The following is a 20,378-nucleotide window of genomic DNA, read 5'->3' on the forward strand; positions in this document are numbered from 1 at the left end:
CCTGTCCGAACCTGTCCGAGCGGCGGCCGGAGGACATCGTCCGGCCGCTCCGCAGCCGACTGTAGACCTGGAATTGAACGCGTTCAACTTCACTGTGGGCGTCTTTCGCGTCCCCGGCGTCCGGGATGGCCGGACTCGTTTCGGACCTTGCCGGTGCGAACCTCTAATCTTGTCCCCCGTGACCGCCATCGCAGATCAGAGCGCCGAGACCGAGCTCCGGCCGCCCGCCGCAGCCGCCCGGCCAGCCCCGGGCCCGGCCGCCGACGAAGGGCTCGCCCGTCGGCTCAAGGCACTGGCCTGCACGGCCCCGCTGCACGACCTCGACAGCCGCAAGGTCAACCTCGCTGGCGAGTACAGCTCGTACACCATGGCCGAGATCGGCCTGGCCGTGATCGACCTGGTCACGCTGAACATGGACTTCGACACCGGTGCCGACCGCGACACCGTGCTCGCCCGCCTGCTGCCCCGGGTCGCCGCGCAGAACCCCGCCCGCACCGCCACCGAGCACGAGCGGGTGGCCCGCTGGGTGCTGGAGTCGCTGATCAACGTCGGCAGCGTCGACCGCGGCTTCCGCATGGTCTACGGCACCTTCGCCGCCGACGGCGGGTACGTCAGGCGCGACTACGACTTCAAGCTGATCGAGGAGGTGCCGGGCCCCGACGGCGGCGTCTACCTGCGCACCACCGACGAGGCGGTCAACGTCCTGGTCGGCGCGCTCGACACCGACGTGACGTCCGCTCAGATCGCCGCCGAGGTCAAGCTGGAGGTGCTGATCAGGCGCGGCCGCCTCGCCGACGCCCAGCTCGCCGCCGAACAGGCCCGCTACCGCACCGTCCAGTACGCCGAGACGCTGCGCCGCGCCCTGGAGGCCACCCGGCGCAACGTCCGCGCGGTGGACTGGATGCAGGCCATTCCCGACCTGATCGACGAGGCCCTGGACCACATCGCCGACCGCTACCGGCACGAGAACGCGATCCTCACCAACATCCGCAAGGCCCGAGACGAGGCCGAGGGGTCGGAGCACAAGCGCCGTGCCGCCGAGCTGGTCGACATCGTCAAGGACTGCATCCGCCGCCACACCCAGCTGCAGACCCGGCTGCTGGAGGCCGGCCCGCTGTTCCGTGCCGAGCAGGACCGCCAGGCCTTCGCCGCGCCCAGCGCCCGCAGCGGCATCGACCTCTACGGCCAGCTGTTCGCCCCGCTGCTCGGCCTGCCGGTAGCCGACGCCACCCGGCCGACGGACGCCTTCTTCACCCGCGGCATCGGCTTGCGCACCCCGGTCTCGGTACGCGTCACCGACCTGGTCGACCTGCTGCTCACCCCGCCCGTCGAGCGCGAGCACCTCGGCGCCGAGCTGCCCGACCCCGACCTGATCGCCACCCCGGACGACAGCCGCTTCTCCGAGGCCCAGCTGGAGGCCGCGCTGGAGCTGCTCGACCTCCCGGCCGACGCCCCCCGCCGGCTCTCCGGCCTGCTCGCCGAGGCTCGCCGCCAGGATCCGGAACTTCCTTACCTGGTCGCCCTGTTGGCCGTGCACGCGGCTAGCCCGCCGGTCGGTACGGCCTACCGGCAGGGCGAGGAGCGCCTGCTCTTCGCGGTCGACGACGGCACCCGGCTGGACGACCCGGAGTTCGGCGGCGCCGACCTGATCGTCGGCAGCGCCCTGCTGGACGCCGCCGGCATGGCGGCCGACCGCAAGGACGCGAGCTGATGGCTCGCCGCCAGCCATCGGCGCACCGTCAGCCTCCGCCGGCGGTACCCCGGCCGGCCGCGCGCCGGAAGAACCCCGCAAGCCGTCCAGTCCTCCCTCGTACCATCCGCAAGGAGCACCACCCGTGATCACTCACCCGGACGCGACCTGGGCGCCCGACCCCGAGCCCGCCCCGGCGCCGATCACGCCCGCCGACGTGGCCGATGCCGCGCGGCTGGTCTCCTTCGGACTGCAGGCGAAGCTGCTCCCGGCCCGGGACGCGGAGTACGCCGAACTGATCCGCCGGCACCGGGAGGATCCGCCGTTCGCCCGGCTCGCCGACGCCGTCGCGACCGGCATGGGCCTGGTGGTGCTGGAGGTGTCCCCGCGCGCGGGCATGGCCGTCGCCGCCGCCGAGGAGTCCGTCTTCGCGGTCCGGATGGGCGACTACTCCCGCCGCGCCGCCGCCGAGTCCACCGACCGCTTCCTGCACGGCCTGGCCCACCTGGCCATCGCCGCGATGGCCTTCCCACGCCCGGAGGACCTGTCCGACGACGGCTACCTCGGCCGGGTCAGCGTCAACGGCGTGGACGCCTTCGTCCGCCAGGCATGCCGACGGCTCGAACAGCAGGCCGAGGCCGCGGGCGCCAACACCGACCCGGCCAGCGACGCACCGGGCCTGGAGTCCGCCTGGCGGGTGTGGGCCCGCCGCAGCGCCACGGGTGCCACCAAGGACGCCCGCCGCCTGGCCGGCTCCACCATCGGCATCGTCTCCAAGGCGGTGCTCTTCCTGGTCGACTCCGGCTTCCTGCAGAAGGTCTCGGACGACTCCGGCGGCACCTACCGCACCACCGCGCGCTACCAGCTCCAGGTCCGCGACCTGGCGGGCAGCGCCGCGATGGCCGAACTGCTGGAACTCGGTGTGGTCGCCGTCAGCGACGGCACCGCCAGCCTGCTGCCCGCGGACGACAGCGAGGAGCTGGTCGCCGACGCCGGCCTGCCCTTCCACTCCCTCTGATCCACCGCCACCGCCCGCCGACCCTGACCACCCCGACCCCCCGTCACTGGAGAACCGCCGCACATGTACGAGCTCAACCGGGTCCGCCTCTACTCGATCGGACCGGCCGGCGCCCGCTACGCCGACACGGTGCTCGACCTGCGCGGTGTCGGCGAACCGGTGCCCGAGCCCGTGCCGCAGCAGATCGGCCTGTTCGGTGAGGACCCGGAGGGTCCGCAGCGCCGCCCCGCCCCCGCCGGCGTGCTGTTCCTGGAGAACGGCGGCGGTAAGTCCGTCCTGCTCAAGCTGATCTTCTCCGTGATGCTGCCCGGCCACCGAAACACCCTGGGCGGCGCCAGCTCCGGCGTGCTGCGCAAGTTCCTGCTCGCCGACGACTGCGGGCACGTCGCCCTGGAGTGGCAGCACACCGTCACCGGCGAGCTGATCGTGGTCGGCAAGGTCAGCGAGTGGCGCGGCCGCCAGGTCTCCTCCGACCCGCGCAAGTTCGCCGAGCTCTGGTACTCCTTCCGCCCCGGCCCCGGCCTGACCCTGGACTCGCTCCCGGTCGCCGAGCGGATCAACCTGGCCGACCAGAGGGCCCGTGGCCGCCGCCGCACCATGAAGGGCTTCCGCGACGCCCTCACCGAGACCGGCAAGGCGCACCCGTACCTCGACCTCACCTTCGAGGACGGCCACGACCGCTGGACCGAGCACCTGGGCGAACTCGGCCTCGACCCCGAACTCTTCCGCTACCAGCGCGAGATGAATGCCGACGAGGGTGAGGCCGCCGGCCTCTTCGCGGTCAAGCACGACTCCGACTTCACCGACCTGCTGCTGCGCGCCGTCACCGACACCCGCGACACCGACGGCCTCGCCGACCTGGTCCACGGCTTCGCCGCCAAGCTCGGCCGCCGCGCCGAACTCACCGCCGAACGCGACTTCACCGCCGGCTCGCTCGACCTGCTGCAGCGGATCGTCGACTGCACCACCGCCCGGGAGAGCGTCCGCGAGACGCACCGCACCGCCGAGCGCCGCACCCGCCGACTCGCCCATGCCCTCGCCACCCGCGCCGCCGCCGAACGCGACCGTGCCCAGGACCTCGCCATCGAGGTCGCGGCCGCCGCGAGCGCCGTCACCGCCGCCGAGGCCGACCGCACCCGGCACTCCCTGATCGTCGCGGAGCTGACCCACCGCCACGCCACCCTCGGGCTCGCCGCCGCGACCGCCGAGGCCGCCGCGCTGCGCCGCGAGCTGACCGACGCCCGTACGCTGCACTCCGCCTGGCAGGCCGCCGAGGCGGTGCTGCGCCACCGCGCGGCCGCCGACCGGGTGGCCCGGGTCGCCGCTGCGATCCGCGAGGCCGAGCTGGACGCCGCCCCGGCGCTCGCCGCCCGCGCCAAGGCCGCCGGTGCGCTGGCCCGGGCGCTGGAGAGCGCCGCCGTCGCCGCCGAGACCCGCGCCGACCAGGAGGAGCTGCGCGCCGAGGAGCTGCAGTCCGACGGCGCCGCCGCGCAGGCCGAGGCCACCGCCGCCGCCACTGCCGCACAGAAGGCCCGCAGCGAGGACGAGCACCTGCGCCAGCGCCTCGCCGAGGTCGAGCAGGAGACCCAGGCCGCCGTCGAGGCCGGCTGGATCGACGCGGACGCCGACGAGCCGGACCCGGCCCGAGCCGCCCTGTTCGCGGCCGACGCCGAGAAGGCCGCCACCAGCGCACTGGAGCAGGCCCGGGCCGCCGCCGAGCAGACCGCCGCCCGGGTCCGGGAGACCTCGGCCCTGGCCGCCAAGGCCGAACTCGCCGCCGCCCGGGCCGCCGACGCGCACACCGCCGCCCGCCGCGCCCTGGGCGGCGAGCAGCGGACCGCCGCGCTGCTCGCCGCCGAGGAGCGCCTCGCCGACCTGCTCTCCCTGACGCCGTACCAGGAGGGCGCCGAGGAGGGCGAGGGCTTCCTCACCCCCGCCGTCCTCGACGTCAACGCCGACGACCTGCGCGAGCAACTCGACCAGGCCATCGCCACCGCCGAGCGGACCCTCTTCGACCTCCGCACGGCTGCCGCCGAGGACTCCCGCATCCTGGCCGCGCTCGGCGACGGCGGGCTGCTGCCGCCGGGCCCCGACGTGCTCGCCACCGTGGAGTACCTCGGTGAGCACGGCGTGCCCGCGCTGCCCGGCTGGCGCTACCTGGCCCAGTCCGTCGACCCGGCCGACCACGAGGCGATCCTCGCCGCCCGGCCCGAACTGGTCGACGGCGTGGTCGTCACCGACCCCAACTCGCTCGACCGCGCCCGCGAGGCCCTGGGCAACGCCGCCCTGCTGCCGCGTTCCACCGTCGCCGTCGGCACCGCCGCCTCGCTGATCGCCCCGATCACCGACGAGCCCGCCTTCTTCCTGGTGCCACCGAACCCGGCCATGCACGACGAGAACGCCGCCGACGGCGAGCGCCGCGAACTGCGCGCCCGCGCCATGGCTCGCGAGGAGCACATCCGCGAACTCGCGGCCCGGCTCGGCCACGACCGCGCCCTCGCCGCCCGCCTCGCCTCCTGGCACGCCAGCTGCCCGCCCGGCACCCTCGCCGAACTCGCCGAAGCCGTCCAGGCCGCTGCCCTCGCCGCCGAGAGCGCCGCCGCCGAACTCGCCACCCTGCGTGCCGAGCACGCCGAGGCCGAGACCGACCACGCCGCGGCCGCCGCCATCCACGAGGACCACCGGGAGAGTGCCCAGCGTGCCCGTCGCCGCGCCGACGCCCTGGCCGGACTCGCCTTCCGGCTGCGCGAACGCGCCAACTGGGCCCGCCGCCGCCGCGAACTCACCGAGGACGCCGCCGAGTGCGACCGCCGCCAGGCCGCCTGCGCCGAGCGCGCCCGCACCTGCGACGAGGACCGCCGCGCCGCTCAGCGCGCCGCCGACGACGCCCGCCGCACCGCCCGCACCCTGCGCGCCGAACGCGCCGAGATCTCCGCCGGCACGGAGATCATCGAACCCGACGAGGCCCCCGCCTCGCTGCCCGCCCTGCGCGAGGCCTACCGAGCCGCCTCCCAGCTCTACGAGAAGGTCGGTGTCGGCGCCGACCTGCGTGCCGAACAGGCCCGCGCCGAAGGCGACGAGGCCGCGGCCGCCGCCGAGCTCGACCGCCTCACCAACAAGGTCCGCACCCGCGCCGAGGAACTGCTCTCCAGCCCCGACGGCGCCGACGGCCCCGCCCGCCAGGCCGCCGCCGCGCGGGCCGAGGGGCTGGTCGCCACCATCGAGGCCCGGTCCGCCACCGCCAGCGAGCAACTCGGCCGCCTGCGCGGCGAGGTCGAGCGCTCCGCCCCCGCCGACGGCGCCGAGTGCCACACCGAACTGCCCGAGGACCTGGTCCCCACCGACCCCGAGCACGCCCAGACCCTGCTGCGCACCGCCACCTCGCTGCTGGCCGAGCGCCGCGAGCAGGTGGAGACGGCCCGCCTCGAGTACGCCGACCTCCAGCGCACCCTGGACGCCGCCCAGAGCGCCGCCGCCGACTTCGACGAGGCTGCGGCCGGGCTCCGCGACGGCCTGCGCGACAACCCCGAGGAGACGGAGCAGAGTTCGGACCCGTACCTCGGCGGCCTCGCCGAGGCCCGCAGCGCCGCCACCGAGACCCGTCGCAGCCTGCGCGCCGCCGCCACCGAGCTGAGCGCCGCCGAACTCGCCGTCCGCGACGCCGCCGACGCCCTGATCCGGCACGCCAACGCCGCTCGCTACGAGGCCGTGCGCACCCCCGCCCGCCAGCAGATCCGCGAACTCCCGGCCGCCACGCTGCCCGACCACGCGGCCGCATGGGCCGCCGCCTTCGCACCCCGACTGCGCGTCCTCAGCGACGAGTTGGCGCAGCTGGAACGCAACCGGGGCTCCATCGTGGACCGCCTGCGCGGCCTGGTGGAGAGCTCGCTGGCCACCCTGCGCGCCGCCCAGCGCCTGTCCCGGCTGCCCGACGGCCTGGGGGAGTGGTCCGGCCAGGAGTTCCTGCGGATCCGCTTCGAGGACCCGGACCACGCCGTGCTGGTCGAACGCCTCGGCGAGGTCATCGACGAGGCAACCCGCGCCGCCGTCAAGAAGAACTCCGACCTGCGCCGGGACGGAATGTCCCTGCTGCTGCGCGGAGTCGCCGCCGCCATCGGTCCGAAGGGCGTCAGCGTCGAGATCCTCAAGCCGGACGCGGTACTGCGCGCCGAACGCGTCGGCGTCGGCCAGATGTCGGACGTGTTCTCCGGCGGCCAGCTGCTCACCGCCGCCATCGCGCTCTACTGCACGATGGCCGCGCTGCGCGCCAACGACCGCGGCCAGTCCCAGCTCCGGCACGCCGGAACGCTCTTCCTGGACAACCCGATCGGCCGGGCCAACGCCACCTACCTGCTGGAGCTCCAGCGCGCGGTGGCCGACGCCCTGGGCGTCCAGCTGATCTACACCACCGGTCTGTTCGACACCACGGCGCTGGCCGAGTTCCCGCTGGTCATCCGCCTGCGCAACGACGCCGACCTGCGGGCCGGCCTCAAGTACATCTCCGTCGAGGAGCACCTCCGCCCCGGCCTCCCGGCCCCCCAGGACCCGGAGGGCCCCACCATTCACGGCGAGATCACCGCGACCCGGATGTTCAAGCGGCCCGCGGAGCCGGCGACCGTCTGAACGACTTCCCAGCGGTGAGGAGTTGCAGCGACAGGGGCATGGAGAGCCGTTCACGGCGCTCCATGCCCCTGCTGCTGCGCGACTCGGGCGGGACTGGGGTGCCGCCGCTCCGGTGGGCGGGAAGCGGTGTCCGGAGCGGCGGTCAGGAGGCCGGCGATCGGCTTGAAGAATTCTTCACATTCATAGATCCTGTACGCGTGACCGACGTGTTCGCCGAGGAACTGCGCGACCAGCTCGCCCAGGCGAGGCTGGACCTCGCGGCAGCCCGCGAGGCCGGGGACGAGGACGGGATCGATGCGTACCGGGGCCGGATCACCGGGCTGCTCCGCATCGCCGCCCGCCACAGCATCACGGTTCCGCACGAGCCGGACGACGACGTAGGGGACGAGGACTGAGCATGCCGGTACCGCTGTACCAGGCCAAGGCGGAGTTCTTCCGCACCCTCGGTCACCCGGTCCGGATCCGCGTTCTCGAACTCCTCCAGGACGGCCCGCGGCCGGTTCGCGAACTCCTCACCGAGATCGACATCGAAGCATCCAGCCTCTCCCAACAGCTCGCCGTGCTGCGCCGCACCCAGCTGGTCACCGCGACCCGCGAGGGAAACACCGTGGTGTACGAGCTGAGCACCCCCGACGTGGCGGAGCTGCTCGGCGCCGCACGCCGAATCCTCACCGCCCTGCTCGCCGACCAGGGCACACTGCTCGCCCAGCTGCGCGGCGGCGCGGCCGCCGAACCCCAGGGAGCCCACCGATGACGGACGCCAAGGCGGAGGAGAAGAGCCGCCGCAAGGCGATGCTGACCAGGGCGCTGATCTACATCGCGGCGACCCACATCTGGGCGGGCTTCATGATCCTGCTCTTCACGCTCGGCAAGCGCTGACGCCCTCGGGCGCGCTACGGGGACCGTTCAGGCCGCCTCGCCGGGCCGTCCCCGCTTCGCCGGGACCCGTTCCGACCGCCCCGCCGTCCGGACACTGCTCCACGCGGGCCCGCTGGGCCAGCGCGGCGTTCAGCACGCCGTCCAGCAGGCCGGGGAAGAGCGGTTCCAGATCCTCCGTGCGCAGCATGCTCATCCGGGCCGTCCCCCTGCGGAACTGGCGGATCACGCCCGCCTCGCGCAGCACCTTGAAGTGGTGGGTGGTGGTCGACTTGCTCACCGGCAGGCCGAACGCCTGGCAGGCCATCTCGTGCCGGTTGACCGCCAGTTCGGTGACGATCTGCAGCCGTACCGGGTCCGCGAGGGCGTGCAGCACCGCCTCCAGGCGGATCTCCCCGCAGGTGGGCTCCGGCAGTACGGCCTGGTCTCCGGTGGCTGCGATGGTCTCGGTCACTCCTCGATAGTACGAGAGGAATAGTAGTTTGACAGGTGTCGTACTACGAGAGATATCGTACGAGTGTCTCCATGAACCCCTGCGCGTCCGTCCTAGGAGCAGCCGTGAGTGCACTCTTCGAGCCGATCACCCTCCGATCGCTGACCATCCCCAATCGGATCTGGTTGGCACCGCTGTGCATGTACTCGGCCGCCCCCGAGGGGCCCGAGGCCGGTGTCGCCACCGACTTCCACCTCGCACACCTGGCCACCCGCGCGGCCGGCGGGGCCGGACTGGTGATGGTCGAGGCCACCGCAGTGCGCCCCGACGGGCGGATCACACCCTACGACCTGGGCCTGTGGAACGACCGGCAGCAGGAGCAGCTCGCCCGGGTCGCCGCACTCGTCAAGCAGCACGGCTCGGTGCCCGCCATCCAGCTGGCGCACGCCGGGCGCAAGGCCTCGCACGACCGGCCCTGGCTAGGCGGTGCGCCGCTCCCGGCGGACGGGCTCGGCTGGCAGACGGTCGCCCCGTCCCCGATCGGTTTCTCCGCCGGCGGGCCGGTGCCGCACGAGCTGACGGTCGACGAGATCCAGGAGCTGGTCCAGGCCTTCGCCGACGCCGCCAAGCGGGCGCTGGGGGCGGGCTTCCAAGTGGCCGAGATCCACGGCGCCCACGGCTACCTGATCCACGAGTTCCTCTCTCCGCTCAGCAATCACCGCACTGACGGCTACGGCGGCGACTTCGCCGGGCGCGCCCGGTTCGCGCTGGAGGTCGTCGCGGCGATCCGCGCCGTGTGGCCCGAGGAACTGCCGGTGGTCTTCCGGGTCTCCGCCACGGACTGGGTCGACGACCGGCCGAGCTGGACGCCCGAGGAGACCGTCCTGCTGGCCAAGGAACTCCAGGCGGCCGGCGTGGACCTGCTCGACGCCTCCTCCGGCGGGCTCGTCCCCGACGCCAGGATCCCGGTCGGCCCCGGCTACCAGGTGCCGTTCGCCGATCAGGTGCGCGCGGCCACCGGCCTGGCCACCAGCGCGGTCGGCCTGATCACCGACCCCGTCCAGGCCGAGGAGATCCTCACCAGCGGCAAGGCCGACGTGATCACCCTCGGCCGCGAACTCCTCCGCAACCCCTACTGGCCGCTCCACGCGGCCCAGCGGCTCGGCGTCACCCCCGACTGGCCGGTCCAGTATGGCTACGTGCTGAAGCGCTGAGCGACTGAGGGGGCCAACCATCGGTGGCTGAACCGCAGTTGGGCGATCCAGGTGCAGCACTGCTCCTACCGTGAGGGGCGCGGCGGTCAGCCATCCGCCGCCGCAGCGCACTTCGGTGAACGCGCTGGCACGCTGTCCGTTCGGTCGGGGGATCCGTGCGGCCAGCTCCCCCGACCGAACGGACCGTTCCCCGCGCCCCGGCGCGATCCACGGCCGACGCCCGGATCAGTACTGCAGCGGCGCCCGGCTCCTGTCCGGGCGCCGCTTCGCGTAGCGGCTTCCGGACATCGGCGAGGCCGAGTTGGGCCTGCTCATCCGCTGCGCCGCGATCTGACGCGAGATGAAGATCTCCAACAGGCACCAAGCGGTGGCGAACACACCCACGCCGGTGGCCAGCAGCGCCGGCGCCAGCAGCCAACTCCCCGCGTACGAGGCCAGCGTCGCCACCATCAGCGTGACCAGGGTGCACGAGAGACTCATCCAGGCCCGAACGGCGGCCGACCGTACCTCGTCCGGTAGGCGACGGCGTGCAGCGGACATCCAGACCCCCAAGGCGCGGACGAACGGCGACCGAGAACCGAGTTGGCGCACTCCTCGCCACGATGCGCCCCTCGTGCACGCGATGCGCCGCGAGCAAGAATGGCGCACCCCCGGCGGGGGCGGACACGCCCCCGGTACGGATGACGCGCCGTCCTGTCGACGGCGCGCCGTGCGCCACCCGAGCGACACCTTGCCCCGTTCCGCGCCGGTCATGCCCGAAAACCGCCGGACCATGGCAAGAACGGGCAGGCGACCAGGCGGATACGGTCAGCCCAGGGTGGCGTCCAGTTCCTCGAGCGCCCCCACCACGATCGTGCGCATCGACTGCTCGGCCAGCTCCGCGTCGCCCGCGCAGATCGCGTCCGCCACCTCCCGATGCAGCCGAACCGCGTACGGTCTCGGCTGGTGCGGCATCAGCTGATGCTCTGTCCGGCCGGTCAACACAGCGCCGACGGTGTCGCCGAGATGCGCGAACATCTCGTTCCCGGACGCTTTCAGGATGGTCGCGTGGAAGGCGATGTCGTGCTTCAGGAAGGTCTTCAGATCGGCTGCACGGGCGGTGACGGTCAGCTCGACGGCCAGCGCACTCAGCTCGCGCCGCTGGTCGTCGGTGGCGTGACGGGCCGCCAGTCCTGCGGCGGCCGGCTCGACCGCCACCCGCAGCGAGCCGAGCGAACGCAACTGGGCCGAGCGGTCCGCCCCGGCGAGCCGCCAGCGGATCACCATCGGGTCGAACACGTCCCAGCCCGACTTCGGCTGGACGGTGATGCCCACCCGACGCTTGGGCGCAACCATCCGCATCGACTCCAGGATCCGCACCGCCTCGCGAACCACCGTGCGGGAGACGCCGTACCTGGCCTCCAGCTCCTCGCTGCGCAGCACCGTGCCGGCCGGGATCTCACCGGAGGCGATGGCTGGTCCGAGGTCTGCGAGGAGGCGGCCGGGCAGGCCCTGGATGTCCATCCGTCCAGGGTAGAGGGCGCAGCCCCGGCGGTAGATCGTCAGGCATAGAAAGTATGACGATTGAGTTTCAGCCTCTTGAATAAGTCATATCTTTGCGTGATGGTTGCACCCGAGCAGGCAGAACAGGAGCACTACCCCATGGCTCTCAGCGTCGAGAACCAGCACCGGACCACCCCCCGGCCCATCGTGGTCGTCATGGGTGTCTCCGGGGTCGGGAAGACCACCGTCGCCCGGCTGCTGGCCGAGCGGCTCGGCCTTCCCTACGCCGAGGCCGACGACTTCCATCCGCCCGCCAACATCGCCAAGATGACGGCTGGCATCCCGCTGGACGACGAGGACCGCAGGCCCTGGCTGCACGCGCTCGCCGATTGGCTCGGCGAGTGCGCCAAGGCGGGAACCGGCGGTGTGGTCACCTGCTCGGCGCTCAAGCGGCAGTACCGCGACATCCTGCGCACCGACTGCCCGGACGCCTTCTTCCTGCACCTCAGCGGCGGCCACGGCCTGATCGAGGACCGGCTCGCCCACCGCACCGGCCACTTCATGCCACCCTCACTGCTCGACTCCCAGTACGCCACCCTCGAACCGCTGCAGCCGGACGAGCGCGGCGCGGTACTGGACGTCACCCACACGCCCGCACAACTCGTCGAGATGGCCGAGGAACTGCTGTGACTCGCCCGCCCGCCCCCGGGCGTTCTTGACCCGCTTCGCACGCCTTCCGCTCCCGCACCCCCTCGTCCCCGGTCATCCGCCGCTCCGGGCGGCGGCACGCCCCGGACCCGGGCGGCTGGAGCCCGTCAATGGAGACCTCGCGTGACCCCCACTCTCCTCGCGGCCGCCCCACCGGCCCTGCCGCACACCGGCAGTGACGGCCAACTCCTGGCAGCCGTGCTGCTCAGCATCGGTGTGATCGTGCTGCTGATCACCAAGCTGAAGCTGCACCCCTTCCTCGCGCTGACGCTCGGCTCCGGGTTGCTCGCCGCTGTCGCCGGAGCGCCCTTCGACAAGCTGACCACCAGCTTCGTCACCGGCTTCGGCGCCACCGTGAGCAGCGTCGGCCTGCTGATCGGCCTGGGCGCGATGCTCGGCAAGCTGCTCGCTGACTCCGGCGGGGCGAACATCATCGCCGACACCGTGCTGGCCCGCTCCGGCAAGCGGCTGCTGCCCTGGGCGATGGCACTGATCGCGGCCGTGCTGGGGCTGCCGCTGTTCTTCGAGGTCGGTGTGGTGCTGCTGGTCCCGATCGTGCTGCTGGTCGCCCGACGGGCGCCGCTCACGTACGGGGCGAGCGTCCCGGTGATCCGGATCGGCATCCCGGCGCTGGCCGGACTCTCCGTGCTGCACGGCCTGGTGCCGCCGCACCCGGGTCCGCTGGTCGCCGTCGACGCACTCAAGGCCGACCTCGGGGTGACCCTCGCGCTCGGCCTGCTGATCGCCGTGCCGACCCTGATCGTCGCCGGTCCGCTGTTCTCCCGCCTCGCCGAGCGCTGGGTCGGCCCGCTGAGTCTCCCGGCCGAGACCACCCCGCGGGAGAACGAGCGCCCCGAGCGCACTCCGCGGTTCGGTGCGGTGCTCGCCACCATCCTGCTGCCCGTCGTGCTGATGCTCGGCAAGGCCCTCGCCGACGTGGTGGTCGACGACCCCAAGGCCGGCATCCAGCGCTTCGTCGACTTCGTCGGCTCCCCGTTGATCGCCCTGCTCGCAGCCGTACTGCTGGGCATGCTGACCCTCGGCAAGGCCGCCGGCTTCGACAAGGCCCGGATCGCAGGCACCGTCGAGAGGTCGCTCGGCCCGATCGCGGGCATCGTCTTCATCGTCGGCGCGGGCGGTGGCTTCAAGCAGACCCTGATCGACGTCGGCGTCGGCAACGTGGTCAGCACCTGGTCCGGCAAGTGGCACATCTCGGCGCTGCTGCTCGGCTGGCTGATCGCCGTACTGATCCGCCTCGCCACCGGCTCGGCCACCGTCGCCACCATCACCGCGGCCGGCATCGTCGCGCCGCTGGCCGCCGGCATGTCCAGTACCCACGCGGCCCTGCTGGTGCTCGCGATCGGCGCCGGCTCGCTCTTCCTGTCGCACGTCAACGACGCCGGATTCTGGCTGGTGAAGGAGTACTTCGGGATGAGCGTCGGCCAGACGCTGAAGTCCTGGTCGATCATGGAGACAGTGATCTCGGTGGTCGCCATCGCCTTGATCCTCCCGCTCAGCCTGGTCGTCTAGCGCCGCACCGCCGGAGACGTCCCGACGGGGCGCAAGGCCGGCCCGGTGAGCGGACCTTCGCGCCGTCCGCCCCGGCGGTCCGAACCGACCGTCCCCGCGCGGCAATCACAGCAGACCGTTGGACCTGTGCCGCTCGGCCGGCGAGGCCGGACCGGCCGTTCATCCGATGTCGGACGATCCACTCGTCTGAAGACGTACGGTCGGTCGATCTGACGTCGGACGGTCCACTCATCCGACATCGGAGTATCCGCCCATCCGACATCCCGCAGCTGGCTCATCCGACATGTGACCGTGTGTCGATCCGACAACGTCCCGGGCGCGCCGAAGGGCGGGTACCCACCTTCCGGGTACCCGCCCTTCGACTGGTGGCTCAGAGCACCGCGCCCGAGCCCCTGGGCATACGGCCCTGCCGCGTTCAGCCCTGTCGGCGCTTCGACAGGAAGGCCTCGACCTGGTCCCGGATCTCCGGGGTGTCCAGGCCGCGCACCGTCATGGTGGTGCGGCGGCGCAGCACGTCGTCGGCGGTGTACGCCCACTCGCTGTCGGCGGCGTAGGCAACCTGCGCCCAGACGTCCGGGCCGTCCTCGTGGATCGGCTCGCCCAGCTCGGGGTTATCGGCGATCAGACGCGCGATCTCGAAGGAGAGCGTGCCGTAGTGGCTGGCCAGGTGCTTGGCGACCAGCGGGTCCATCCGCGAGCCCGGCTCGCGGTCGATCAGCAGGCGGTGCGCGACGGCGTTCGGGGTGCCGACACCCGGCAGCGGAACGGTGCGGGCGATCGGCGACATGTCGTCCGCCAGGCCGGTGCCGGAGACGTGCGCCAGCTTCTCCAGCACGGTGCGGCCGATGTGCCGGTAGGTGGTCCACTTGCCGCCGGCGACCGACAGCATGCCGCCGCGTCCCTCGGTGACGACCGTCTCGCGCTTGGCGGCGGCGGTGTCGCCCGGGCCGCCGGGGAGCACACGCAGACCGGCGAAGGAGTAGGTGATCAGGTCGCGGTCGAGGTGCTCGTCGCGGATCGCGTGCGAGGCCTCGCCCATGATCTGGTCGATGTCCGCCTCGGTGGCGCGCACGTCACGCGGGTCACCGGTGTACTCCTCGTCCGTGGTACCCAGCAGGACGTGGTCCTCCCACGGGATGGCGAAGGAGACGCGGTACTTGTCGATCGGGATGGTCAGCGCGGCACGCCACGGGCTGCGGCGCTTGACCACCACGTGCGCACCCTTGGACAGGCGGATGCTGGGCGCGGCGCCCGCGTCCTCCATCTTGCGCAGGTGGTCGACCCACGGGCCGGTCGCGTTCAGCACCAGGCGGGCGTTCACACCGAACTCGCTGCCGTCCAGGCGGTCGCGGACCTCGGCACCGGTCACCCGGCCGCCGGTGAAGCGCAGACCGGTCACCTCGGCGTGGTTGAGCACCACGGCGCCCGCGTCCACGGCGGCGCGGACCGTCATCACGGCGACCCGCGAGTCGTTCATCTGGTGGTCGCCGTAGACCGCGACCGAGCGCAGGCCCTCGGTGCGCAGCGCGGGCACCTGCTGGGCGGCGTGCGCGGCGGTGGAGACCCGGCCCATGCCGTCACGGAAGGCGGACAGCGCGGAGTACAGGAAGACGCCCGCGCCGAGCTTGGTGGCGCCGTGCGGGCCGCCCTTGTAGACGGGGACGAAGAAGGTCAGCGGGTTGACCAGGTGCGGCGCCACGTCGGTGGCCAGCGCCCGGCGCTCCTTGTGGTTCTCGGCGACCAGCTTGACCGCACCGGTCTGCAGGTAGCGCAGACCGCCGTGGACCAGCTTGGAGGAGGCACTGGAGGTGGCACCGGCGAAGTCGCCCGCGTCCACCATGGCGACCTTGAGACCCGCCTGCGAGGCGGTCCAGGCCACGGCCGTGCCGAGGATGCCGCCGCCGATCACCAGCAGGTCGTAGGTCGCCTTGCCCAGCAGCTCACGGGTCTCGGCGCGGGAGGCGGTGCGTCCGGCGGTGCGCTCGGCGCCCAGGGTCGGAATGGTTGCCATGGTGTGTGTACGGCGCGCGGTGCGGGCGGCGCCGTGTCTCCTCTCGGTGTGCGGTGCGGCCTCTGCTGGGAGGCCGGGGGGACCGGCCTTGGTCACGGCCGGTTCCCTTGCGATGAAGCTCCGTCGGCGGCCCCGGGCGAGGCTTCCGATGAAGCGCCGATGGCCGGCCGGGGCGTGGCGCCCCGACCGGCTTCGGTTCAGTCCTGCTCGTCTTCCTCCACCCAACCCATGGTGCGCTCCACGGCCTTGAGCCACTTCTTGTACTCACGCTCGCGGGTGGCGTCGTCCATGCGCGGCGTCCACTCGGCTGCGCGGTGCCAGTTGGCCCGCAGGGTGTCCAGGTCCGGCCAGAAGCCGACCGCGAGGCCGGCCGCGTACGCGGCGCCGAGCGCGGTGGTCTCGGCCACGTACGGGCGCTCGACCGGGGCGTTCAGGACGTCGGCGATGTTCTGCATCAGCAGGTTGTTGGAGGTCATGCCGCCGTCGACCTTGAGGGCGGTGAGCTCGACGCCGGAGTCCTTCTCCATCGCGTCGACGACCTCGCGGGTCTGCCAGGCGGTGGCCTCCAGGACGGCCCGGGCGAGGTGGCCCTTGGTGACGTACCGGGTCAGACCGGCGATCACACCGCGGGCGTCGGAGCGCCAGTACGGGGCGAACAGGCCGGAGAAGGCGGGGACGAAGTAGGCGCCGCCGTTGTCCTCGACGGTGTTGGCGAGGGTCTCGATCTCGGCGGCGGTCGAGATGATGCCGAGCTGGTCGCGCAGCCACTGCACCAGCGAACCGGTGACGGCGATCGAGCCCTCCAGGGCGTAGACCGGCTTCTGGTCGCCGATCCGGTAGCCGACCGTGGTCAGCAGGCCGTGGTAGGAGTTGACGATCTTCTCGCCGGTGTTCAGCAGCAGGAAGGTGCCGGTGCCGTAGGTCGACTTGGCCTCGCCCTCGTCGAAGCAGGTCTGGCCGAACAGCGCGGCCTGCTGGTCACCGAGCGCCGAGGCGACCGGCACGCCCTCCAGGTCGCCGACCGCGTGGCCGTAGACCTCGGCGGAGGAGCGGATCTCCGGCAGGACGGCCATCGGCACCTGCATGGACTGGGCGATCTTCTCGTCCCACTCCAGGGTGTGCAGGTTCATCAGCATGGTGCGGCTGGCGTTGGTGACGTCCGTGACGTGCTTGCCGCCGTTGACACCACCGGTGAGGTTCCAGATGACCCAGGTGTCCATGGTGCCGAAGAGGATCTCGCCGCGCTCGGCGCGCTCGCGAAGGCCCTCGACGTTGTCCAGCAGCCAGCGGATCTTCGGGCCGGCGAAGTAGCTGGCCAGCGGCAGGCCGGTCTCGCGGCGGAAGCGGTCCTGGCCCACGTTGCGGCCCAGCTCGCGGCAGAGCGCCTCGGTGCGGGTGTCCTGCCACACCAGTGCGTTGTGCACGGGCTCGCCGGTGTTCTTGTCCCACAGGACGGTGGTCTCGCGCTGGTTGGTGATGCCGATCGCGCGGATGTCGTCCTTGGTGAGACCGGCCTTCTCCAGCGCGCCGCGGACCACGGACTGCACTCGGGTCCAGATCTCGGCGGCGTCGTGCTCGACCCAGCCCGGCTGCGGGAAGATCTGGCTGTGCTCCTGCTGGTCGACGGCGACGATCCGGCCGTCGGCGCCGAAGATGATGCAGCGGCTGGACGTGGTGCCCTGGTCGATCGCGGCGATGTAGTTGGCAGTCATTGGGATCCTCGGCTGAGTAAGTGGTCCAAGGGGTGCCGCGCTGAGCGCGCCCTCGGAAGGGTGGAGGGTGACGGGCGGGTGCGGGTGACGCAGTCTCAGTCCCCGTCAGCGGGTGCGGGGCAAACCCGGCGTGGTTCGGGGGCGAGGTCAGAACGCGACGTGGTACAGAGCACCGGCGAGCAGACCGCCGATGACCGGACCGACCACCGGGATCCAGGCGTACGACCAGTCCGAGCCGCCCTTGTTCGGGATCGGCAGCAGCGAGTGCACGATGCGCGGGCCGAGGTCGCGGACCGGGTTGATGGCGTAGCCGGTCGGGCCGCCGAGCGAGAGGCCGATGCCGACCACGGTGAACGAGGTGATCAGCACGCCCATGCCGGAGAGGCCGATGCCCTTGGTGAGGCCCTGGGTGAGGATCGCCATGCAGAGCACCAGGGTGCCGATGATCTCGGTGAGCAGGTTCTGGACCGGGTTCCGGATCTCGGGACCGGTCGAGAAGATGCCGAGCGTGGGCTCCTCGTTGGCCTGGAACTGGCCGAAGTAGGTGAGCCACACCAGCACGGCGCCGATCATCGCGCCGAGCAGCTGGGAGCCGAGGTAGACCGGCACCTTGCTCCAGTCGCCGCTGTCGACGGCGAGGGCCAGGGTGACGGCCGGGTTGAGGTGAGCGCCGGACTTGGGGGCGACCATGTACGCGGCGATCATGACCGCGAAGCCCCAGCCGAAGGTGATGGCGAGCCAGCCGGCGTTGAGGGCCTTGGACTTCTTCAGCGTGACGGCGGCGCAGACGCCGCCGCCGAGCAGTATCAGGGCGGCTGTGCCGAGGGTTTCGCCGACGAAGATGTCGCCGTTGGAGAAGGCGGACACTGAGACTCCTTTGTCCGTATGGCGTCCGTGTTGCCCGGAGCAGGTGGGGGAGGGCGCGTCGCGGCGGGGGAGTCCGCAACGGGATGGGTGCGTCCCGTCCCTGGGCCGCACCCCGACGGTGGCGTTCCGGTTCTCACGGACGCCGTTCGACAATGTCGACCGCCATGCGGAAGAGCTTCCACCTCCCGTCGCCCCTACGTCAAGACGGGGTGATACTCCTGTGATCCATCACTCGCAGTGATCGGCCGACCCCCCGGAAGTCGGGCCGCAAATGACGCGAAAACCCGACAGAACGACGAAGCGCGGACAGGCTCCAGCCTGTCCGCGCTTCGACACGCAGTGATGGGGGAGTGCGGGGTCAGAAGCGACCGGCGCCCAGGTCCCGGGAGATCGCCCGTGCGGCGCTGCGCACGGAGGCGACCAGCGAGGGCCGGACGAAGCCGTCCTCGCAGACCCGCTCCACCGCGCCGCTGATGCACACCGCGCCGACCGGATTGCGCCGCCGGTCCTGGATCAGTGCACCGATCGAGGCCACGCCCTCCCAGGTCTCCTCGATCGAGTCCGCCCAGCCGCGCTCGCGGATCAGCGCGCACTCCGCGTCCACGTCGGCCAGCTCGGTCAGGGTGCGCAGGGTGTACGACTCCAACGGGCCCACGCCCAACTCCCCGCGCGCAACCGGGTCGTAGGCCATCAGCACCTTGCCCAGCGCGGTGCTGTGCAGCGGCTGCATCGAGCCGACCTCCAGCACCTGGCGGGTGTCGTCGGGCCGGAAGACGTGATGGACGATCAGCACACCCTGCTGGTGCAGCACTCCGAGATAGACCGTCTCACCGGCCGCCCGGGCCAGGTCGTCGGCCCAGACCAGGGCGCGGGCGCGCAGCTCGTGCACGTCCAGATAGCTCTGGCCCAGCCGCAGCAGCTCCGCGCCCAGCTGGTACTTACCGCTCTCCGGATCCTGCTCGACGAAACCCTCCTGCTGCAGGGTACGCAGGATGCCGTGCGCCGTCCCCTTGGCCAGATCGAGCGCCGTGGCCACCTCGGACAGGCCGAGCCGACGCTCACCGCCGGCCAGCAGGCGCATGATCGCGGCGGCCCGGGAGAGCGACTGGATCGGGCCGGGCATGTTCACCTCCGCTGACTGACGGTCGACATTGTCGACCGAGTGGTATCGCCATGAGTCTGCCAGGCCGATGGCCGGGCGCGCACGTTTCCCCGGAGTTGCGGTCGGCTTCACCGGGTGTGCAATCACCTCCGCAGGGCGCGTACGGCGTGCGCGAGCCCCGAGATCTGCGCCTCGCCCACCCGGCAGCAGCCGCCGACCAGCCGCGCGCCGTCGGCAACCCAGCCCGCCACGCGGTCCGGACGGAAGGTCGGCTCGCCCCGCCAGCCGCCGTCGGCCCAGCGCTCCCCGCTGTTCGGGTACACCACCACCGGCTTGCCGCTCACCTCGGCGGCGAGCCGCACCGCCCGGTCCGCGTCCTGCGGGGTGCAGCAGTTCACGCCGACCGCCAGCACCTCGGGCACCCCGGCCGCCAGCGCGAACGCCTCCGCCAGCGGCTGTCCGGCCCTGGTCCGCTCCCCCTCAATACTGAACGACAGCCACGCGGGCACCCCGAGCCCGTCGAGCAGACCCAGCACCGCCTCGGCCTCGTCGGTGTCCGGGATCGTCTCCACCGCCAGCACATCGGGACCGGCTGCCGCCAGCGCCTCCAGCCTCGGCCGGTGGAACGCCGCCAGCTCCGCCACGCTCAGCCCGTACCCGCCCCGGTACTCCGAACCGTCCGCCAGCACCGCACCGTACGGACCCACCGACGCCGCCACCCACAGCGGCCGCCCCACCTCGGCCTGCCGCGCCGCCTCCCGGGCCAGTTCGACGCTCCGTGCCAGCAGCCGCCCGGCCGCCGCCCGGCCGACCCCGTGCCGGGCGAACCCCCCGAAGCTCGCCTGGTAGCTGGCCGTGATCGCCACGCTCGCGCCCGCCCGGTAGTACCCCAGGTGGGCACCGGTGAGGGCCGCCGGATCGTCCGCGAGCAGCCGCGCCGACCAGAGCTCGTCCGACAGGTCGTACCCGGCGTCCGACAACTGGTTGGACAGCCCGCCGTCGAGCACCAGCGGACCGGCCGCGAGCGCGGCGGCGAAGCCGCCCGAAGGGGCGGCGGGGGGAGTGGCGGACACGGCGACCTCCTGACAGTGCCAACTGTCTGCACTCTAGGA

At 72.5% G+C, this 20,378-nt stretch carries 16 protein-coding genes and 1 pseudogene; 9 read left to right on the plus strand and 8 right to left on the minus strand.

Annotated features, from left to right (window positions below; genetic code table 11):
• Positions 1–178 precede the first annotated feature (178 nt).
• The 6 genes from ACWDAK_RS24775 to ACWDAK_RS24800 all read left to right on the plus strand — a co-directional run bounded on the left by ACWDAK_RS24775 (position 179) and on the right by ACWDAK_RS24800 (position 8,210).
• On the plus strand, positions 179–1,711 hold the full coding sequence (locus tag ACWDAK_RS24775) for a hypothetical protein (protein WP_344640045.1): 1,533 nt from the start codon (positions 179–181) through the stop codon (positions 1,709–1,711).
• Between the two features lie 124 nt (positions 1,712–1,835).
• A complete protein-coding gene (locus ACWDAK_RS24780; protein WP_344640044.1) occupies positions 1,836–2,708 on the plus strand; it encodes a hypothetical protein in 873 nt (290 codons plus the stop codon).
• Positions 2,709–2,771: 63 nt separating this feature from the next.
• Complete coding sequence (locus tag ACWDAK_RS24785; protein ID WP_344640043.1) at positions 2,772–7,331, plus strand: hypothetical protein; 4,560 nt, start codon at positions 2,772–2,774, stop codon at positions 7,329–7,331.
• Positions 7,332–7,528: 197 nt separating this feature from the next.
• On the plus strand, positions 7,529–7,726 hold the full coding sequence (locus tag ACWDAK_RS24790; RefSeq protein WP_344640042.1) for a hypothetical protein: 198 nt from the start codon (positions 7,529–7,531) through the stop codon (positions 7,724–7,726).
• A gap of 2 nt (positions 7,727–7,728) precedes the next feature.
• Positions 7,729–8,085 carry an ArsR/SmtB family transcription factor gene (locus tag ACWDAK_RS24795; RefSeq protein ID WP_344640041.1) on the plus strand — a complete coding sequence of 119 codons (357 nt, stop codon included), beginning with the start codon at positions 7,729–7,731 and terminating at the stop codon, positions 8,083–8,085.
• Complete coding sequence (locus tag ACWDAK_RS24800; protein WP_344640040.1) at positions 8,082–8,210, plus strand: DUF6126 family protein; 129 nt, start codon at positions 8,082–8,084, stop codon at positions 8,208–8,210. Before ACWDAK_RS24795 ends, ACWDAK_RS24800 begins: the two co-directional genes overlap by 4 nt.
• 100 nt (positions 8,211–8,310) lie before the next feature.
• On the opposite strand, the pseudogene ACWDAK_RS24805 reads toward ACWDAK_RS24800, so the two are convergent.
• Positions 8,311–8,649, minus strand: a pseudogene (locus tag ACWDAK_RS24805) (ArsR/SmtB family transcription factor); the annotation flags it as partial.
• A gap of 116 nt (positions 8,650–8,765) precedes the next feature.
• On the opposite strand from ACWDAK_RS24805, the gene ACWDAK_RS24810 reads away from it, so the two are divergent.
• Complete coding sequence (locus ACWDAK_RS24810) at positions 8,766–9,854, plus strand: NADH:flavin oxidoreductase/NADH oxidase (protein ID WP_344640039.1); 1,089 nt, start codon at positions 8,766–8,768, stop codon at positions 9,852–9,854.
• Positions 9,855–10,079: 225 nt separating this feature from the next.
• Here the strand turns inward: ACWDAK_RS24810 and ACWDAK_RS24815 are convergent, their stop codons facing one another.
• On the minus strand, positions 10,080–10,334 hold the full coding sequence (locus ACWDAK_RS24815) for a hypothetical protein (RefSeq protein WP_344640038.1): 255 nt from the start codon (positions 10,332–10,334) through the stop codon (positions 10,080–10,082).
• Between the two features lie 327 nt (positions 10,335–10,661).
• Positions 10,662–11,357 carry a FadR/GntR family transcriptional regulator gene (locus tag ACWDAK_RS24820; protein WP_344640037.1) on the minus strand — a complete coding sequence of 232 codons (696 nt, stop codon included), beginning with the start codon at positions 11,355–11,357 and terminating at the stop codon, positions 10,662–10,664.
• Positions 11,358–11,495: 138 nt separating this feature from the next.
• Here ACWDAK_RS24820 and ACWDAK_RS24825 point away from each other — a divergent pair, with 138 nt between their 5' ends.
• Positions 11,496–12,026: a gluconokinase gene (locus ACWDAK_RS24825; protein WP_344640036.1), complete on the plus strand. Its 531-nt coding sequence runs from the start codon at positions 11,496–11,498 to the stop codon at positions 12,024–12,026.
• A 141-nt stretch (positions 12,027–12,167) separates the two neighbouring features.
• Positions 12,168–13,574: a GntT/GntP/DsdX family permease gene (locus ACWDAK_RS24830; RefSeq protein ID WP_344640035.1), complete on the plus strand. Its 1,407-nt coding sequence runs from the start codon at positions 12,168–12,170 to the stop codon at positions 13,572–13,574.
• Between the two features lie 415 nt (positions 13,575–13,989).
• Here ACWDAK_RS24830 and ACWDAK_RS24835 read toward each other — a convergent pair whose 3' ends face one another.
• The 5 genes from ACWDAK_RS24835 to mmuM form a co-directional block, all read right to left on the minus strand.
• On the minus strand, positions 13,990–15,585 hold the full coding sequence (locus tag ACWDAK_RS24835; protein WP_344640034.1) for a glycerol-3-phosphate dehydrogenase/oxidase: 1,596 nt from the start codon (positions 15,583–15,585) through the stop codon (positions 13,990–13,992).
• Between the two features lie 197 nt (positions 15,586–15,782).
• On the minus strand, positions 15,783–17,297 hold the full coding sequence (glpK, locus tag ACWDAK_RS24840; protein ID WP_344640033.1) for a glycerol kinase GlpK: 1,515 nt from the start codon (positions 17,295–17,297) through the stop codon (positions 15,783–15,785).
• A 147-nt stretch (positions 17,298–17,444) separates the two neighbouring features.
• On the minus strand, positions 17,445–18,164 hold the full coding sequence (locus ACWDAK_RS24845; protein ID WP_344640032.1) for an MIP/aquaporin family protein: 720 nt from the start codon (positions 18,162–18,164) through the stop codon (positions 17,445–17,447).
• A gap of 358 nt (positions 18,165–18,522) precedes the next feature.
• Entirely contained in the window at positions 18,523–19,287 is a 765-nt protein-coding gene (locus ACWDAK_RS24850; protein ID WP_344640031.1) for an IclR family transcriptional regulator, read from the minus strand.
• A 122-nt stretch (positions 19,288–19,409) separates the two neighbouring features.
• Positions 19,410–20,339 (minus strand): homocysteine S-methyltransferase, encoded by a 930-nt coding sequence (mmuM, locus tag ACWDAK_RS24855; protein WP_427396202.1) that lies wholly within the window; start codon positions 20,337–20,339, stop codon positions 19,410–19,412.
• Between the last annotated feature and the right edge of the window lie 39 nt (positions 20,340–20,378).

Source organism: Kitasatospora sp. NPDC001175 (assembly GCF_053598215.1).